General features: G+C 58.4%; 14 protein-coding genes. 9 read left to right on the top strand and 5 right to left on the bottom strand.

From position 1 onward, the window contains the following. Nucleotides 1-26: 26 nt before the first annotated feature. From ACZ5C3_RS20215 to ACZ5C3_RS20235, 5 genes are all read left to right on the top strand, one after another. The gene (locus ACZ5C3_RS20215) at nt 27-851 is read left to right on the top strand and encodes a transglutaminase family protein (RefSeq protein ID WP_464032460.1); all 825 of its coding nucleotides are present in this window, start codon (nt 27-29) and stop codon (nt 849-851) included. Nucleotides 852-928: 77 nt separating this feature from the next. Continuing rightward, complete coding sequence (locus ACZ5C3_RS20220; RefSeq protein WP_464032462.1) at nt 929-1,675, top strand: proteasome-type protease; 747 nt, start codon at nt 929-931, stop codon at nt 1,673-1,675. Further along, a complete protein-coding gene (locus ACZ5C3_RS20225) occupies nt 1,675-2,211 on the top strand; it encodes a hypothetical protein (protein WP_464032464.1) in 537 nt (178 codons plus the stop codon). Before ACZ5C3_RS20220 ends, ACZ5C3_RS20225 begins: the two co-directional genes overlap by 1 nt. Nucleotides 2,212-2,235: 24 nt before the next feature. Next, nucleotides 2,236-2,988, top strand: a complete 753-nt coding sequence (locus ACZ5C3_RS20230) for an SDR family oxidoreductase (protein ID WP_464032466.1) — start codon at nt 2,236-2,238, stop codon at nt 2,986-2,988. Between the two features lie 254 nt (nt 2,989-3,242). Further along, nucleotides 3,243-4,826 (top strand): EAL domain-containing protein, encoded by a 1,584-nt coding sequence (locus ACZ5C3_RS20235; protein WP_464032468.1) that lies wholly within the window; start codon nt 3,243-3,245, stop codon nt 4,824-4,826. A gap of 69 nt (nt 4,827-4,895) precedes the next feature. Here ACZ5C3_RS20235 and ACZ5C3_RS20240 read toward each other — a convergent pair whose 3' ends face one another. Beyond that, on the bottom strand, nt 4,896-5,195 hold the full coding sequence (locus ACZ5C3_RS20240; RefSeq protein WP_464032470.1) for an usg protein: 300 nt from the start codon (nt 5,193-5,195) through the stop codon (nt 4,896-4,898). A 794-nt stretch (nt 5,196-5,989) separates the two neighbouring features. On the opposite strand from ACZ5C3_RS20240, the gene ACZ5C3_RS20245 reads away from it, so the two are divergent. The 4 genes from ACZ5C3_RS20245 to groL all read left to right on the top strand — a co-directional run bounded on the left by ACZ5C3_RS20245 (nt 5,990) and on the right by groL (nt 11,363). Then, complete coding sequence (locus ACZ5C3_RS20245) at nt 5,990-7,828, top strand: arylsulfatase (RefSeq protein WP_464044240.1); 1,839 nt, start codon at nt 5,990-5,992, stop codon at nt 7,826-7,828. 309 nt (nt 7,829-8,137) lie between these two features. Next, nucleotides 8,138-9,175 (top strand): HAD family hydrolase, encoded by a 1,038-nt coding sequence (locus tag ACZ5C3_RS20250; protein ID WP_464032472.1) that lies wholly within the window; start codon nt 8,138-8,140, stop codon nt 9,173-9,175. Nucleotides 9,176-9,347: 172 nt separating this feature from the next. Beyond that, nucleotides 9,348-9,665 carry a co-chaperone GroES gene (locus tag ACZ5C3_RS20255; protein WP_464032474.1) on the top strand — a complete coding sequence of 106 codons (318 nt, stop codon included), beginning with the start codon at nt 9,348-9,350 and terminating at the stop codon, nt 9,663-9,665. Between the two features lie 57 nt (nt 9,666-9,722). Continuing rightward, nucleotides 9,723-11,363, top strand: a complete 1,641-nt coding sequence (gene groL / locus ACZ5C3_RS20260; RefSeq protein ID WP_464032475.1) for a chaperonin GroEL — start codon at nt 9,723-9,725, stop codon at nt 11,361-11,363. Nucleotides 11,364-11,531: 168 nt separating this feature from the next. On the opposite strand, the gene ACZ5C3_RS20265 is transcribed toward groL, so the two are convergent. The 4 genes from ACZ5C3_RS20265 to ACZ5C3_RS20280 all read right to left on the bottom strand — a co-directional run bounded on the left by ACZ5C3_RS20265 (nt 11,532) and on the right by ACZ5C3_RS20280 (nt 16,419). Beyond that, entirely contained in the window at nt 11,532-12,872 is a 1,341-nt protein-coding gene (locus tag ACZ5C3_RS20265; RefSeq protein ID WP_464032477.1) for an RtcB family protein, read from the bottom strand. Between the two features lie 440 nt (nt 12,873-13,312). After that, nucleotides 13,313-14,344 carry a tetratricopeptide repeat protein gene (locus ACZ5C3_RS20270; RefSeq protein ID WP_464032479.1) on the bottom strand — a complete coding sequence of 344 codons (1,032 nt, stop codon included), beginning with the start codon at nt 14,342-14,344 and terminating at the stop codon, nt 13,313-13,315. Nucleotides 14,345-15,020: 676 nt separating this feature from the next. After that, the gene (locus ACZ5C3_RS20275; RefSeq protein ID WP_464032482.1) at nt 15,021-15,311 is read right to left on the bottom strand and encodes a hypothetical protein; all 291 of its coding nucleotides are present in this window, start codon (nt 15,309-15,311) and stop codon (nt 15,021-15,023) included. Between the two features lie 652 nt (nt 15,312-15,963). Continuing rightward, nucleotides 15,964-16,419 (bottom strand): VOC family protein, encoded by a 456-nt coding sequence (locus tag ACZ5C3_RS20280; protein WP_464032483.1) that lies wholly within the window; start codon nt 16,417-16,419, stop codon nt 15,964-15,966. Nucleotides 16,420-16,423 lie beyond the last annotated feature (4 nt).

Below are 16,423 nucleotides of genomic sequence, written 5' to 3' on the forward strand. Positions count from 1 at the left end.
GCTCAAGGATTCGGACATCTCGCGCCATGCGCTTGCGAATTTCCCACTCAACCACTTACCGCTACGAGCCGCCCGCCAGTGGGGTGATCCAGATCCTGCGCGTCACGCCTCGTAGCCATGACGGACAATACATCGCCAACTGGCAGATTGACGTGTCGACGGACTCCCGCCTTGACGCTCGCCAGGACGCCTTTGGCAATATCACCCACGTGCTGACGCACGGGACGTTGACGGACTTGACCGTTCATGTCGAAGGAACTGTTGAAACCCACGATACCGGCGGCGTTCTCAAAGGCACAGACGAGCGGTTTCCACCCAGCCTGTTCCTGCGCACCACGCCCCTGACTGAAGTCAGTACGGACATGACGTCGTTCGCCCGAAATCTCTACATGGAATCCGACGGCGACCAGCTCGGATTTCTGCACACATTGCTCGGGCAAATTCATGACCATATGACATTCGACGTCCAACCGACCGATTCCGCGACAACGGCCCGGCAAGCATTCGAACTGAGGCGCGGGGTCTGTCAGGACTACGCCCATATCTTTATAGGCTGCGCGCGCAGTACAGGAATTCCAGCCCGTTATGTCTCCGGACATCTGCTGCGGGCCGATGGCATGGTGGTCCAGGACGCGGGCCATGCCTGGGCGGAAGCCTATATTCAAAATCTTGGTTGGGTAGGCTTCGACGCGGCCAACGCCATCAGTACCACGGACGCCCACGTCCGGGTCGCCATAGGCCTCGACTATCTCGGTGCCGCCCCGGTCCGCGGCACCCGTTACGGTGGCGGATACGAAACCCTGTCGGTGGCCGTCACCGTGGATCAGGCCGGGCGCCAAAGCCAATCCTGAACAGAGCCGCCCTGTTGCCCTCCCCTGTTGCCCCGACAATCTCCGCCGCGTAGAAATGGCCGTCTGGAGAGTCTGGAATGACCTATTGCTGCGGAATCCTGGTGCGCGACGGCCTCGTCATGATGGCCGATACCCGCACCAATGCCGGTCTCGACAACATTTCGACCTTCCGCAAGCTCCATGTCTTCAGCAAGCCCGGCGAACGCATCCTGGCGATCGCCAGCGCGGGCAATCTCGCGATCAGCCAGTCGGTCATTTCCACGTTGACCGAGGGGGTCGAAAACGTGGACACCGGCGAAATCGAAACGCTGATGAATGCGCCCACCATGTTCAAGGCCGCGCAGCGTATCGGCAACGCCATTCGAAGCGTCCATCAGCTCGAGGGCAGCGCGCTGCGCGCCGAAGACATCAATTTCGACGTCTCCTTTCTGTTTGGCGGCCAGATCAAGGGCGAGCGCATGCGCATGTTCATGGTCTACCCGGCAGGCAACTTTATCGAATGCACCACCGACACACCCTACCTGCAAATCGGCGAGCACAAATACGGCAAGCCGGTGCTCGACCGGGCGATCTCCTACGACGTCGATCTTTACGACGCGCTCAAGGTTGGCCTCGTCTCCATGGACTCGACGATGCGATCCAACCTCGGAGTCGGAATGCCGATCGATATTCTGCTGGTGCGCCCCGACGTCTGCGATGCGGATTTGAACTACCGCATCGAGGCGGGCGAGCCGTATTTCCACGATCTGCGGTCGCGCTGGTCGGCAGCCCTTCGCGCCGCGCATCAGAACATCCCGCGTCCCCCGTACGGCAATAAAACCTGATGCGCACACTGGCAGTTGCGGCGATAACGATTGCGCTCGGCTCAACAATGGCGATGGCGCAGCCCGTTCAGTTCGACGACGTCACGATCAACAAGAGTGACATTCCCAAAACCGTTGCAGCGAAAGTCGGCTGCGGGACCACGCCGGAATCCATTGTGCGCAAGCCATTTGCGGATGGTTTTATTTTCCGTTGGCCCTGCGCCAGCAATCACGCCAACCAGATCGAAGCCCTCATCTACGCAACGAATGTCAGCGGCACCGATGCACGATTGTTGCAATTTCCGATGCCCGGACAGCCGAGCAAGGTCAAACCGGCCTCCGAAATCGCTAATGTGACGTGGTTTCCCGAGAAACGCGAGCTGACGTCGGTCTTCGTCGATCCGGAAACGCGCATCTGCCGCCGCGAAGGACGCTGGCGGCTTGATGGGAAAAAACTCACACCGCGCTTGATTTTCTGGCGAGAAACACGTGATTGCGATGGCAAGCGCGGTTGGCGTACCGTGCTAGATCAAACCCGCAGCCTCAAATCCAAATAACCAAGACTTGAAAGGGAGATACGAATGTCCGGCCAAAAGATCGCAATCGTCACAGGTGCAGGCTCGGGAATTGGGCGCGCCTGCTCGCTGGGACTGATGAAGGCCGGCTTCACCGTCGTGCTGACGGGCCGCCGCAAGGAAAACCTTGAAGAAACCGCCAAGGCCGGCAAGGAGTTCGGCCAGAGCCTCGTGGTCCCGTCCGACATGACCGATCCGGCCTCGATCGCGGCGCTGTTTGCCAAGACGGTGGAGGCCTTCGGCCGTCTCGACGTGCTGTTCAACAACGCCGGCATCGGCGCGCCGGCGATTCCTCTGGAAGACCTGACCCTCGCGCAGTGGCAGGCTGTGGTGGATACCAACCTCACCGCGCCCTTCCTGTGCACCCAGCACGCCTTCCGCATCATGAAGGATCAGAAGCCACAGGGCGGTCGCATCATCAACAACGGCTCGATCTCGGCCTATGCGCCGCGCCCGCTGTCGTCGCCCTACACCGCGACCAAGCACGGCATCTCGGGCCTGACGCGCGCAACATCGCTCGATGGCCGTGCCTATAACATCGCTTGCGGCCAGATCGACGTCGGCAACGCCGCAACCGAGATGACCGAACGCATGACCGCCGGCGTCAAGCAGCCGCGGGGCGACACCATGGTCGAGCCGCGCATGGACGTGCAGAACGTCGCCGACGCACTGGTATTCATGGCGACACGTCCGCTCGACGCCAACGCGCTGTTCCTGAACATCATGGCGACCCAGATGCCGTTCGTCGGACGCGGGTAAAGCGATCCCCGTCACGCCTGCCTGGCCGATCTTCAAAAAATTTCGGCGACGCCTCAACGGGCGTCGCCGAAAATTTATGACCGATCACCAATCGCTAAAATGCCACCTTATTTGAGAGCCATCGCTTAACCGCGATTGGTAGCACTCTGTAGGGAGTTCCCCGCCTACCCTTTCGTAAGCAACCGTCTCGCCAGCCTCATCCTGTCGGATGTTGGGGCTGAATCGGCTTGCATGCGAAACCGCGGGAGCGACTGGTGCATCGAAAACGTGTGATCGTGACCGCGATCCTGTTTGCAATTCTCGGCGGTGCGCTACCGATGGCAGCGATGTACTACGTGTCCTGGACACGTGCGGTTCATAAAGAACAAAAGCAACTGAGGATCGTCGCCGAGCGCGTGCTTGTCCGTGCGAGAACGTCGTTTAAGCAAGCGAGCGACGTGTTGAAAACTTTGGATCAATTGAACATCCAACCGTGTTCACCTGTCCATATCGCGCAAATGCGAACGCTGACGATCAACACCAGAGCGGTGGATGAAGTCGGCTACTTCGAAGACGGTTTCCTGAAATGCACGTCGTGGGGACCGACGGAGCAAACAATCAAGCAACTCCCCGGAGACTTCGTAACGAAGGACGGCATCCATGTGAAGCTGCGGATGTCGCCACAGGTCACCGGCGGCAATCCGATGATGGCGCTTCAGTACAACAAGTACAATGTCCTGATGGACCCTGCCCGCCTTGTTGATGTCATTACAGATGAAAACGTTCAACTCGGGGTAGGCACCGGCAATGGAGAATTGATCGCGGCATCGAACGGGACAAACGCAACTGAATTAGCCTGGTTTCTGGCGAAATCGGAAATATCCGTCAGCGACAAATATATCGTCGGTCAAGCGGGTGACGCCGCATGGACGGCGGCGGCTCTGATGCCGCGTGCGGATATTTACGCTAGCTTACGCCGCGAGCAAATGCTGCTGCTTCCGATCGGCGCGGTCATCGCAGCAGCCTTGATCGCCATCGTTGTTTGGTTATCGCGTCGGCGACTATCTCCGCTCGGAGAACTTGAAATCGCGATCCAAAAGCGGGAGTTCGTCGTCCACTATCAGCCGATCATCGAGCTCGACACGGGTGCGTGCGTTGGCGCGGAGGCGTTGGTGCGCTGGAAGCGTCCGGATGGCTCGATGGTGCGGCCCGACCTGTTCATTCCGCTTGCGGAAGACAGCGGCTTGATCGCTGCCGTGACGGATCAGGTGGTCGAAAGCGTGGTGAAGGATCTTAAACGCGTGTTGGCTGCAGATCACACCCTGCATGTTGCGATCAACATCTGCGCCGACGATATCGAAACGGGCCGCGTTCTACCTGTCGTGCACAAAGCGATTGAAGGCACCGGTATCGATGCAAGCCAGATCTGGCTCGAGGCAACCGAGCGTGGCCTTATCGACCAGGAATCCTCTCGCATAACGCTCGCGCGCGCGCGGGATCTTGGATTCACCATTGCCATCGACGACTTCGGCACCGGCTATTCGAGCCTGTCTTATCTGCAGAGCATGCCGGTCGATATCCTCAAGATCGACAAGTCATTCGTCGACACAATCGGCACAGATTCCGCGAAAAGTTCGGTGACGCCTTACATCATTGATATGGCAAAGGCCCTGAACCTCAAAATCGTTGCCGAGGGCATCGAAACCAAGGAGCATCAAAATTATCTGCGCGAGCATGGCGTGCAATACGGCCAGGGGTGGCTGTTCGCCAAGGCCCTTCCAGCGAACGAATTCACCACGTTCTGCGAACGTCACCGCAGACTCGAACGCAATCGAAGCCACTTTCAGCTTGTTGCCTGACGTATAAAAATAGCAGCAGAGATCCGTCGCCGAAGGTCTCGCTAAGCAAAGCGACCGATTTGAACGCCGCTAGTGCAATCGCAGTACGCCGTCCACGGCCTTCACCTCCGCAGGCTTGATCAACTTGGAATGTGCGATGGTGACGGATACCAGTGGCCCCTCCAGCTTGTCCTGCCAAAAGGCGAGAAAGTCTTTCAGTGCCGGGAAGTTCGGAAATAAATCGTAGTTCTGCCAAACATAGGACTGCAGCAACCAGCGATGATCCGGACGGCGATAAAGAATCTCAGCCGTCGTCAATCCATATCCCGCAAGCTGTTTCACGAAGTCCGGAGATACTTCACCGCGTGAAACCGGGCGACTTGAAGCCATGCCAACCTCCATTTCTGGGGCGCATTGCTCAAAAACCGCACCGAGCGTCACGTCGAACAGCGGCCGATGCCGTTTCTTTTGACAACGCGCTTAGATTGAAATTTGACGCAGTACATCGCCTCATCACAAGCCTAAAGATTAAATAAACTGTTACCAATCAATGCACTAGCAGCACAGGCAATCGAGTGCTGATAATACCTTTTTATGCGTGGTCACCGGCGTCCGTTCTGATAATCTTGTTTGGTCAAGAACTGATATTTTGTTTACTGCGCGGTATCGCGCTGTCCTTGAAACGAACGCGATACTCGCGGTCCATACGGACGATATATTTTTGTGGTGCACGGACTGGCGGAAGATTGCGTGCCTCTGATCCCGCCGGCAAGCGACAAGATGCCTCCTCATTGAGGCATGTCCCGTAGAACTACACGGAAAAGCCAAAGCAGTTGTGCAGGCCCTGACCTTTCAGTGCCGAGTCCAGCTCAGTGAAGCTGGAACGTAACGTCGTCCGTTTCGATAGGGAGTGCATCCCGATGCTTCGAGATCGACGTACTCCGTTCGTGAATGTCGACGTCCTGTCGTGGCGCTGCTGCTCCCTTCCATTCGGTACGGTGGCAGAGGGTGGCGCTCGCCTGCGTCACTGTTGTCTTTCCATCTTCCACCGGCCGCCGAACAGTTTCGATTTCTGCCTATCAACCGCGTTGTCGTCAGGAGAAGTGAAATGAGACTGAAACCGATCGGCGACGCGTAGCGGAGCCGATCGATACATCCCACAAGCATCAGGCGAGTAACCTCTGATGCACAAACAGGAGGGTGACGTCATGGTTGGCTGTGTACTGAAGAACAATCGATCGACCATCCGGGGTGGTTTACGCAAGACGAAGGAGGGTTGGTACAAACACTCCTGCGCGGCATTGGTCGCAACGACACTGATGTCTGTGCCATTATCTGCGCCTCCCATTTCACCAGCGCTGGCACAGCAACAACAACAACAGCAGCAACAACAAAGACCCAACATCCTCTTCATCATGGGTGACGACATCGGCTGGATGCAGCCGAGCATCTACCATCAGGGCCTGATGGTCGGCGAAACGCCCAACATCGACCGCATAGGGCGAGAGGGCGCGAAGTTCATGACCTACTACGCCGAGCAAAGCTGCACGGCCGGGCGCACAGCTTTCTTCACCGGCATGACGCCGCTGCGCGCCGGCATGATCCCTCCGCAATTGCCCGGCAGCCCGTCCTTCCTGCAGCCCGGCACACCGTCGATAGCCAGGTTCCTGCTCGACCTGGGCTACAACACCGGCGAGTTCGGCAAGAACCATCTGGGTGACCACTCGGCGGCGCTGCCAACGGCGCACGGCTTCCAGGAATTCTGGGGTTACCTCTACCACCTCGACGCGATGCAGGGCGTGAGCTTCCCCGACATCAATAGATCCCCGACCGACCAGGCCATCGTGCCGCCGTGCAAGAACACGCCGGTGCCCGGCCTCAGCGACCCGCCGGGGGCGGTGGATGCAAAGACGGCGCTATGTATGATGCCGCCGCGGCCGGTGATCGCCTGTAAGTCTTCCGACGGCACCGAGAAAAACCAGCGCTGCAGCGACGAGGGCCCGCTGACGCTGAAGCGCTCTGAAACCGTGGATGAGGAAATCTCGTCCAAGGTCATCGACTTCCTCGACCGCAACGACCCGAAGAAGACCAACAAGCCCTTCTTCGCCTGGTACAACCCGGCGCGCATGCACATTACGACCCAGCTGTCTGACAAATACAAGGCGATGGTGGGTACACCCGGCGGCAAGGATTGGGGCGTCAATGAAGCCGGCATGAAGCAGATGGACGACAACATCGGCTCTGTGATCAAGAAGCTGGAGGACATGGGCCAGCTCGACAACACCATCATCGTCTTTACCACTGATAACGGCGCTGAAGTGATTACCTACCCCGATGGCGGCAACACGCCCTTCAAGGGCGGCAAGCTGACTACTTGGGAAGGCGGGATGCGCGCTCCGGCAGTGATCCGCTGGCCGGGCGTCATCAAGCCGGGGACAGTCCTGAACGACATCTTCGCGTCGTACGACTGGATGCCGACTTTTGTTGAAATCGCCGGCGGGCCCAAGGGCAACGATCTCAACAAGCAGATCATGGAAGGCAGATATCCAGGCATCGTCAAGACCAAGCTTCAAGGCGTCAACCAACTCGACTATCTGACCGGCAAGTCGGAGACATCGGCACGCGATACGTTTTTCTACTACGGAGGCGCTGTCCCATCGGCAGTGCGTTACAAGAACTGGAAGATTTACTTCGCGATGGCGTCCGAGGCCGCGACCGGTGGTCTGATGGGGGTCCATACCTTCCATTGGCCCTTGGTCAACAACATCAAGCGAGATCCATTCGAAGGTTCCGTCGGCTTCGAGCCGAAAACTCTCTTGGGCCAGGGCGGCGCACTTGCCGGACCCGTTACTGCCTACATCTACGACTGGAACATCATTCCCATCGGCCAGGCGCTGTGGTTGCAGGAGCTTGAAAGCTACGGGCCGTACCCGGCGCTGCAGTCCCCTGCGTCCTACAGCCTGGCCCAGGTTCTGACGGAGGTAAAAGAACAAATGGCGAGAACTCGCACCAAGGGAGACTAGTGGTCCGATTCTAACATTCGCATCCCGTTTCAGCAGGCATCTCCTGCGAATGTTAGAATCAAAGGACCACTAGCAAATATAAGTTTCTAGTGGAGTTTTGGATTTGACATTCGCTTGACGTACTCGCATCCGGGCAAGTAGCGAATGTCAAATCCACTCCACTAGTCGTCGCGAGCCAAACTGCCTGACAAGGCATTTGTAATGCGGCGGGCGTCTCGGCGCCGGCCGCGGTTGGTCAACACCGCCCCGCTCCCGCTGCTTCTCGTTGAACACTGCTCGTCATCGCGTTTGTTCGTCAGGAGAAGTGAAATGAAACCGAACCGGTTTTCTACCCATGACCTCAACCGCCGTGCCCTGCTCTCGGCATTCGCCGCGCTCCCAGCTCTCGGGGTGCTACGCCCCACATCGGCACTGGCGCAAACCGATCCATTGCCCTCCTGGAACGATGGCGCGGTGAAAGACTCGATCAAACAATTCGTGACGCGCGTGACCACTCAGGGGCCAGACTTCGTCCCTGAAAATCAGCGCATCGCAACTTTCGATAATGACGGCACGCTCTGGGTCGAACAGCCGATGTACGTCCAGCTCGCGTTCGTTCTCAGCCGCGTCAAAACGCTGGCACCGCAAAATCCGAGCTGGAAAACCAAACAACCATTCAAGGCGGTGCTGGACGGCGACATGAAGGCACTGGCTGCATCCGGCGAAAAAGGGCTGATGCAGCTTGTGGCGGTGACACACGCCGACATGACCGCGGATGAATTCACGACGATCGTCACCGACTGGCTCGCGACCGCGCGCCATCCACGTTTCAAGCGCCCTTACACCGAGCTTGTCTATCAGCCGATGCTGGAGCTGCTCGCCTATCTGCGCGCCAACGGCTTCAAGACCTTCATCGTGTCCGGCGGCGGTGTCGAGTTCATGCGTCCATGGACCGAGAAGATCTATGGCGTTCCGCCTCAGCAGGTCGTCGGCTCATCGATCAAGACAAGGTTTCAGATGCGCGGCGATGTGCCGACGCTGTTCCGTCTGCCTGAGATCAATTTCATCGACGACAAGGCGGGCAAGCCCGTCGGCATCTACGAATATATCGGCCGGCGCCCAATCGCCGCGTTCGGCAACTCGGATGGCGATCTGGAGATGCTGCAATGGACCACCCTGGACGGCAACCGGGCGCGCTTCGGGCTCATCGTTCATCACACCGATGCGGAACGGGAATATGCCTACGATAGGCAATCCCACTTCGGCCGGCTGGATAAGGCACTGGACGCTGCCGCTATTAACAATTGGACGGTCGCGGACATGAAACGGGACTGGAAGCGGATTTTCCCATTCGAGCCCGCCAGTTAACGCTGCTTAACGAATGTTGGCAGTCGCCATTTTGGAGTGCCAAAAAGTTTGCTAGACCCCCTTGCCCGCGCTGCGGGTCCAGCCTATGTCCGGGTCAGGTTTCGATAGCACTCTCTTATCGAGACTGCCAACCCACAAAACCAAAGCATCTTCATATACTTAGGAGGACTGCATGAAATTCCGTCCGCTTCACGACCGCGTCGTGGTTAAGCGTATCGACGCCGAAGAGAAGACCGCTGGCGGCATCATCATTCCCGACTCCGCGAAGGAAAAGCCTTCCCAGGGCGAAATCCTGTCGGTGGGTCCGGGCGGCCGCGATGAGGCCGGCAAGCTCATCCCGATCGACCTCAAGGTCGGCGACATCGTCCTGTTCGGCAAGTGGTCGGGCACCGAGGTCAAGATCGACGGTCAGGAAGTCCTGATCATGAAGGAAAGCGACATTATGGGCGTCATCACCGATGGCGGTTCATCCAAGAAGAAGGCCGCTTAAGCGCTTCTCTCTCCCGACTGATTTTCAAAATCTTCCTGAACTCTAAGGAAACCCAATATGTCAGCCAAAGAAGTTAAATTCGGCGTAGACGCACGCGACAAGATGCTGCGCGGCGTCGACATCCTCGCCAACGCAGTGAAGGTGACGCTCGGTCCGAAGGGCCGTAACGTTGTCCTCGACAAGTCGTTCGGCGCTCCCCGCATCACCAAGGACGGCGTCACCGTCGCCAAGGACATCGAACTTGAAGACAAGTTCGAGAACATGGGCGCCCAGATGGTGCGCGAAGTGGCCTCGAAGTCGGCCGACCTCGCCGGTGACGGCACCACCACCGCAACCGTGCTCGCTCAGGCGATCGTGAAGGAAGGCGCCAAGTCGGTCGCCGCCGGCATGAACCCGATGGACCTGAAGCGCGGCATCGACCTCGCGGTTGAAGCTGTCGTCGCAGACCTCGTCAAGAACTCCAAGAAGGTCACCTCGAACGAGGAAATCGCCCAGGTCGGCACCATCTCCGCCAACGGCGACGCCGAAATCGGCAAGTTCCTTGCCGACGCGATGAAGAAGGTCGGCAACGAGGGCGTCATCACGGTTGAAGAAGCCAAGTCGCTCGAGACCGAACTCGACGTCGTCGAAGGCATGCAGTTCGATCGTGGCTACATCTCCCCCTACTTCGTCACCAACGCCGACAAGATGCGCGTTGAATTCGACGACGCTTACATCCTCATCAACGAGAAGAAGCTCTCCTCGCTGAACGAACTGCTCCCGCTGCTCGAAGCCGTGGTGCAGACCGGCAAGCCGCTCGTCATCGTTGCTGAAGACGTCGAAGGTGAAGCCCTCGCAACCCTCGTGGTCAACCGTCTGCGTGGCGGCCTGAAGGTTGCTGCCGTCAAGGCTCCAGGCTTCGGCGATCGCCGCAAGGCCATGCTGCAGGACATCGCGATCCTGACCGGCGGCCAGGCGATCTCGGAAGACCTCGGCATCAAGCTCGAGAACGTGACCCTGCAGATGCTCGGCCGCGCCAAGAAGGTGATGATCGACAAGGAAAACACCACGATCGTCAACGGTGCCGGCAAGAAGGCCGACATCGAAGCTCGCGTTGCCCAGATCAAGGCGCAGATCGAAGAAACCACCTCGGACTACGACCGTGAGAAGCTCCAGGAGCGTCTCGCCAAGCTCGCAGGCGGCGTCGCGGTGATCCGCGTCGGCGGCGCGACCGAAGTCGAAGTGAAGGAGCGCAAGGATCGCGTTGATGACGCGATGCATGCAACCCGCGCTGCGGTTGAAGAAGGCATCGTGCCGGGCGGCGGCGTCGCTCTGCTCCGTGCTTCCGAGCAGCTCAAGGGCATCCGCACCAAGAACGACGACCAGAAGACCGGCGTCGAGATCGTGCGCAAGGCGCTCTCCGCTCCGGCCCGCCAGATCGCCATGAATGCTGGCGAAGACGGTTCGGTCATCGTCGGCAAGATCCTCGAGAAGGATCAGTATGCTTACGGCTTCGACTCGCAGTCGGGCGAATACGTCAACCTCGTCTCCAAGGGCATCATCGACCCGACCAAGGTCGTGCGTGCAGCGATCCAGAACGCAGCTTCGGTTGCTTCGCTCCTGATCACCACCGAGGCGATGATCGCCGAGCTGCCGAAGAAGAACGCTCCGGGCGGCGGCATGCCTCCGGGCGGCGGCATGGGCGGCATGGACTTCTAAGTCCAACGTCTCCGCTTCAAAGCGATACAAAATACAAAACCCCGGCAGCGATGCCGGGGTTTTTGCTTGCGCCAGCAAAGCGAACCGCAAAGCAAAAAGTCTGCCATGGAAAAAAGGGCGCGGTGCAACCGCGCCCTTCAGCTTTTCGAAAATGCGAGCCGCCAAAACTCAATCCTTGAACGGATCGAATTCTTCCTCGCCTGCCATCGCGACAGCGAAGGGACGCAGTGTGTGCAGCACCCTGATCGACCCGGCATGCTCTGCGAGCACCTCGGGCAAACGGCGGTAGGCCATTGGGCTCTCATCGAGATCTGCCCCGACGAGTGTGACGCCTCGCGAGTGAAGCCACGTTTCCATCTGCACTCGCGTGAAGCGCCGCTTTGCCTCCCTGCGCCCGAACAAGCGGCCTGCGCCGTGGACCGTGGAGTAAAGCGAGGCCTTCGCTTCAGGAGAATCCACTCCCTCGATAATGACAGCATCATCTCCCATCGACCCACCGACAAAGCCGCGCTGCCCGGGAAACGCCGGTGTCGCGCCCTTTCGCACCACCCACAGATCACGGCCATCATGCGTCTCACGCCACGCATAGTTATGATGGTTATGAACCATGTCGGTCACGCTTCCGCCAATGATCTTGCGGACGCGATCGACGACCCACTCGCGACCGGCATATGAATAGCGGCCCGCTAGCTGCATCGCGGCGATATAGCGCTTCCCGATCTCGCTATCCTCGTCGATGACGGCAGGAGGAACATTCATCCCGTCCTTACCGCCCGCGGCCTTCAGATAGCGTGTCGCGCTGGTGTGACCAAGACCGCGGCTTCCGAAGTGGACCCCGATCCAGACAAACCCGTCCCCATCGTGCATCAGATCGACATAGTGGTTACCTGAGCCCACCGTGCCGAGCTGCGACACCGCCTTCTGACGGTAAGCCTGCATATCGGATTCACGCCAGGCATCGCCATCGTCGAACAATTCATGCTCGACGCGTTCATCGTTGCGCCGTCCGACACCAAACGAGATCGTACGATGGACATCCTTGATGATGTCACCGACCTTGTCCTTGATCGCATGGAAAGGGGTATCGAGCCGGACCGCCATGTTACCGCAGCCGATATCGAAGCCGACTCCAGAGATGCTGATCTGCTTCTCATAGGCGATCACACCACCGACAGGCTGCGCATAACCAAGATGACCATCGGCACAGATCACGCCGGCAACTGCATTGCCGATCGACATACAGTTACGCATCTGAGCGATCGTGGCATCTTCGTGCTTTCCGAAGATCTTCAGCGGACTATTGCGGTACTGCGGAGCTTGTTGCCTCGTGACGACATCTGCGCTCAGTGCTTCAGCCTCGCGCACGAGATGCTCCTTCCGCGCAGCATCGCGGAACGTACACCACAGCGGCATTGGACGCTGACCGGGCCTATCGATCTTGGCATCGGGATCAAGTCCCGCCTCCACAGCCAAAGCCCGCGCACGCTCCCGGTAAGGATCAGACCTCATTTCTCAAACTCCTAAGTTGCCTCAAGCGACATCGATCCGGCACCGCGATGACGGTGCAAGTCGACAGGCATACGACCCCGCGAGGCATGCCAGCTCGCATCACTGAGGCAGAGAAATTTGGAGAACGCAGGTGTCTGTGGACGCAGTGCGGATTTCTCTCTGCCGACACGGCAGAGGAAAAGTTGCTGCCGCTTATTTCGTAAGATTGACTGCTGGTCTCGCCGCATTGACTGGCGCTTGCACGCGCGAAAGAGCCTGCCGAATATTCGGCAGACGCATCGTGCATGCAGGATTGGTCGTGCGGTTCAACATGGTCATCTCGTAGGCGGAGTATTCCGCAGAGTTGAAAAGGACAAATACAGCAATTTTCGTTCTTGTAAATAGCTAGCTATAGCGCACCGTCGCACGCACGCAGCGATGCCGGTTTTTTTTGCTATCGCCTAATGCCCGGAGCGCTGGCGCCAGTTGGCGACACCGGGGTCGAGCTTCTGCGCGGAGGCCATGTCCGCAGCGCTGCCCTCGATATCGCCCTTGCGCTCTTTCGCGATGCTGCGCCCGTAGAACGCAAGCGCGTAGTTAGGACTGAGTTGAAGGGCCGCGGTATAGTCGGCGATGGCGCGGTCGTATTCGCCCTTCTCAGAGAGACTTCCGGCGCGATTGATATAGTACGGGCTGCCCTTCGGATTGAGACGGATCGCCTCGTTGAAGTCCGCGATGGCGCGGTCGTTATCCCCTTTGTTGCTCCACGCAAGACCGCGATTCGAAATTGCGGCGGCGTAGGTCGGCTGCAGGCGAATGGCCTCGTTGTAGTCCGCGATGGCACGATCGTAGTCGCCTTTGGCATCCCACGCGCTGCCCCGATTGTAGAGAGCGCAGGCGTCTTTCGGATTGAGACGGATCGCCTCGCTGTAATCGGCAATGGCACGATCATCGTCGTGCTTCAGATGCCAGATATTGCCGCGGTTGGAGAAGCCGTCAGGATCAGTCGGTTTGATACGGACGGCTTCGTTATAATCCGCCATGGCGCGGTCGTAGTCGCCCCGCATGAGCCACACACTGCCGCGGTTGTTGTAGGAATCCGCGTCCTTCGGGTCGAGACGAATAGCTTCGCTGTAATCGGCAATGGCGTGATCGTCGTTATGTCTGTCCGCCCAGACATTGCCGCGAGCATAGAAGGCACGTGCATAATTAGGATCGAGACGAATGGCTTCGTCGAGATCTGCGATAGCGCGGTCAATATTTCCCTTATGCTTGAACTCTATGGAGCGTCCGTAGAGCAGATACGCCAGCGCATGGCCCTGAGCAGTACCCGCATCGATCGCGCGCGTACATGCCGCAATCGCCGGATCGCCGGAGTCCTCGATGCAAGTCTTGGCATCGTCTGTCTCTGCCAGCGCCAAGGATGGCGCCAGGATGGCGGCGCCAAACGACAGTGCGATTGTACAGACTATGAAAAAAGCATTTTGGCGCATGGCTCCAGCCCTTCGCGACGACAATCAAGAGAAATCTGAAAGCAACTCAAATGTTAGTCGGCGTGCCATCCAGCTAGGTTCAGCAGCAAGCGGCGGCCCATATAGATTTCAGACGGATTACACTTTGAAGTCGATGCGCCGGGGAAGCAGAAAGATTCAGTCTCCACCGCCGCCGCCGCCTCCGCTGTCGCCACCACTATCGCAGCTGCCACCGCCTCCGTCGCTGCCGTTCTCACTGCTACTGCATGACGAGCTGTCGCTGGCATCCGCACTTCCGCGGCTCTCAGCCAATACGCCATAGTCGATTGGGAACAAGCTTCCAGTGCTGGAAGTATCAAATCCAGAAGCGGCGGTGTTGCTCCGTGCAACCATGTTATGTTTGCGCGCAAAGCCATTGCGGATTGCCAAGATTACAAGTGCGAGCGGCGCCAAAGCGGCGAGCAATAAAATAAACGTCATCATTCAACTCGATAAGGGACAGCGGCGACATGCCTATAGGACAGCGACGACGGCGTGAATGTCGTATTGACCGGCTTACGGTCGAAGCAAGCGCGAGAAACGCCGCGGTCCAAGCTCCAAGTGGCGCGTAACACCCGTGGGTCGCGACATATCAGGGATCCGGTTCAAACGCCCTCACACCAAATTTGGGAGGCTGCCGATGAAGAACTGACCATAATTACTCAGTGTCATAACGGAGGTCGCCCGTTTCGGGATCGATCCAGGTGCGGTCGCGCGGCGTACGGATAGTTTTTTGATAGAGCCAGCCAAAGCGTCTCATGCATTTGTTATAGGCAGCCGACGGGATCGTCCCGTCTCTTACGGAACCGATCTGTTGATCGCAGGTTCGTGTCGCCGCCTGGAGTTCGGCATCGCTTTTGTCTGGCCGCGAGACATAAACTGACGCGTCGGCAAAAGCAGCCACACTGCCGGCGAGCAGCAGTGCTGCTGCAGTCACGAGGCGCTTCATGATCGGGCTCCACTAAGGTGCGAGTTTACACCTGTGGGTCGCCCTCACCTGAGCAGCGGTTCAAACGGCCCGATTACAAATTCTACGGAAGATCCGCTGAAGACGGGATGACACCCCTTAATCGTCATCGTTATCGTCTTCATAGCGGGAAGGCGGTGGAGATTGCGGTGGCGGCACATACCTGCGACGCCCAGAGCGCTGTGAAGAATCGTCACGCGGCGGGTTGAAAACCACGTAACAGGCGGGACTTAGCCTCGGTCCTGCATTTCTCAAACACGCCTCGACACGCCCCGCATCCGGCATGAACTGTCCGCACAGGCGGAATGCGTCCGGCGTACAAGCTTCGCGTTGTTGATCTGTGCCTTGCGCAAAAGCGAGCGTCGACCCGCCAGAAAGTACGGCAACCGCCGCAACCAAACCGAGAATCTTTCGTGATGCCATGGTCTTTAGTCCTCCGATAGCAACGAGAAAACTCATCGGCCATTGGAGGAGTTCCGATCGATATCTTCACATCTGAAGTGATCGACGACTGGCTCGCGTGCGCGGACTGCATGCCTGTGTCGGCTTAGGCCTGCCGACGCCACAATATTTGCAAGATTCATCGGAAAGCGATGAATCTTGCTTGCACAGCGGACGTTTCGCGAGAAAACGCTTAGGCGGCGTTGTCTTTGAACATAATGTCGGCACGCTTTTGTAATTCTTCCGGCGCGATGTCCTCGATGCGCGTGCCGATGAACCATTGATTGCCCGCGATATCGGTGACACCGCCACTGCGGTCGCCGTAGAACATGTCCGAAGGTTCCATGATCGAGGTGCCCCCCGCTGCGATCGCGGATTGATAAACGGCATCGACGTCCGGAACATAAACATAGAGCATCACGGGTGATGCCATCGCACGATCGGACGAATCCGCAATCATCACCCGCGACGAGCCGATCCGCATCAACGCGTGCATGATCTTGCCATCCGGGCGCATCGTCGGCGGATGATCCAGCTTTGCACCGAACGCCTTCTGCATGAAGGCAATGATGGTCTTGGCGTCATCAGCTACGATGTACGGCGTGACCGTATCGAATCCTTCCCGAATGGGTTTTGCTTTCCGGGACATGAGC

The organism is Afipia dichlorophenoxyacetatis (genome assembly GCF_055386385.1).

Excerpts from the sequence above, each read along its gene's own strand:
- ACZ5C3_RS20220 (WP_464032462.1), top strand. The coding sequence starts at position 929 with ATGACCTATTGCTGCGGAATCCTGGTGCGCGACGGCCTCGTCATGATG.
- ACZ5C3_RS20255 (WP_464032474.1), top strand. The coding sequence starts at position 9,348 with ATGAAATTCCGTCCGCTTCACGACCGCGTCGTGGTTAAGCGTATCGAC.
- ACZ5C3_RS20230 (WP_464032466.1), top strand. The coding sequence starts at position 2,236 with ATGTCCGGCCAAAAGATCGCAATCGTCACAGGTGCAGGCTCGGGAATT.
- ACZ5C3_RS20275 (WP_464032482.1), bottom strand. The coding sequence starts at position 15,311 with ATGAAGCGCCTCGTGACTGCAGCAGCACTGCTGCTCGCCGGCAGTGTG.
- ACZ5C3_RS20270 (WP_464032479.1), bottom strand. The coding sequence starts at position 14,344 with ATGCGCCAAAATGCTTTTTTCATAGTCTGTACAATCGCACTGTCGTTT.
- ACZ5C3_RS20225 (WP_464032464.1), top strand. The coding sequence starts at position 1,675 with ATGCGCACACTGGCAGTTGCGGCGATAACGATTGCGCTCGGCTCAACA.
- ACZ5C3_RS20215 (WP_464032460.1), top strand. The coding sequence starts at position 27 with ATGCGCTTGCGAATTTCCCACTCAACCACTTACCGCTACGAGCCGCCC.
- groL (WP_464032475.1), top strand. The coding sequence starts at position 9,723 with ATGTCAGCCAAAGAAGTTAAATTCGGCGTAGACGCACGCGACAAGATG.
- ACZ5C3_RS20240 (WP_464032470.1), bottom strand. The coding sequence starts at position 5,195 with ATGGCTTCAAGTCGCCCGGTTTCACGCGGTGAAGTATCTCCGGACTTC.
- ACZ5C3_RS20250 (WP_464032472.1), top strand. The coding sequence starts at position 8,138 with ATGAAACCGAACCGGTTTTCTACCCATGACCTCAACCGCCGTGCCCTG.
- ACZ5C3_RS20245 (WP_464044240.1), top strand. The coding sequence starts at position 5,990 with ATGCACAAACAGGAGGGTGACGTCATGGTTGGCTGTGTACTGAAGAAC.
- ACZ5C3_RS20280 (WP_464032483.1), bottom strand. The coding sequence starts at position 16,419 with ATGTCCCGGAAAGCAAAACCCATTCGGGAAGGATTCGATACGGTCACG.
- ACZ5C3_RS20265 (WP_464032477.1), bottom strand. The coding sequence starts at position 12,872 with ATGAGGTCTGATCCTTACCGGGAGCGTGCGCGGGCTTTGGCTGTGGAG.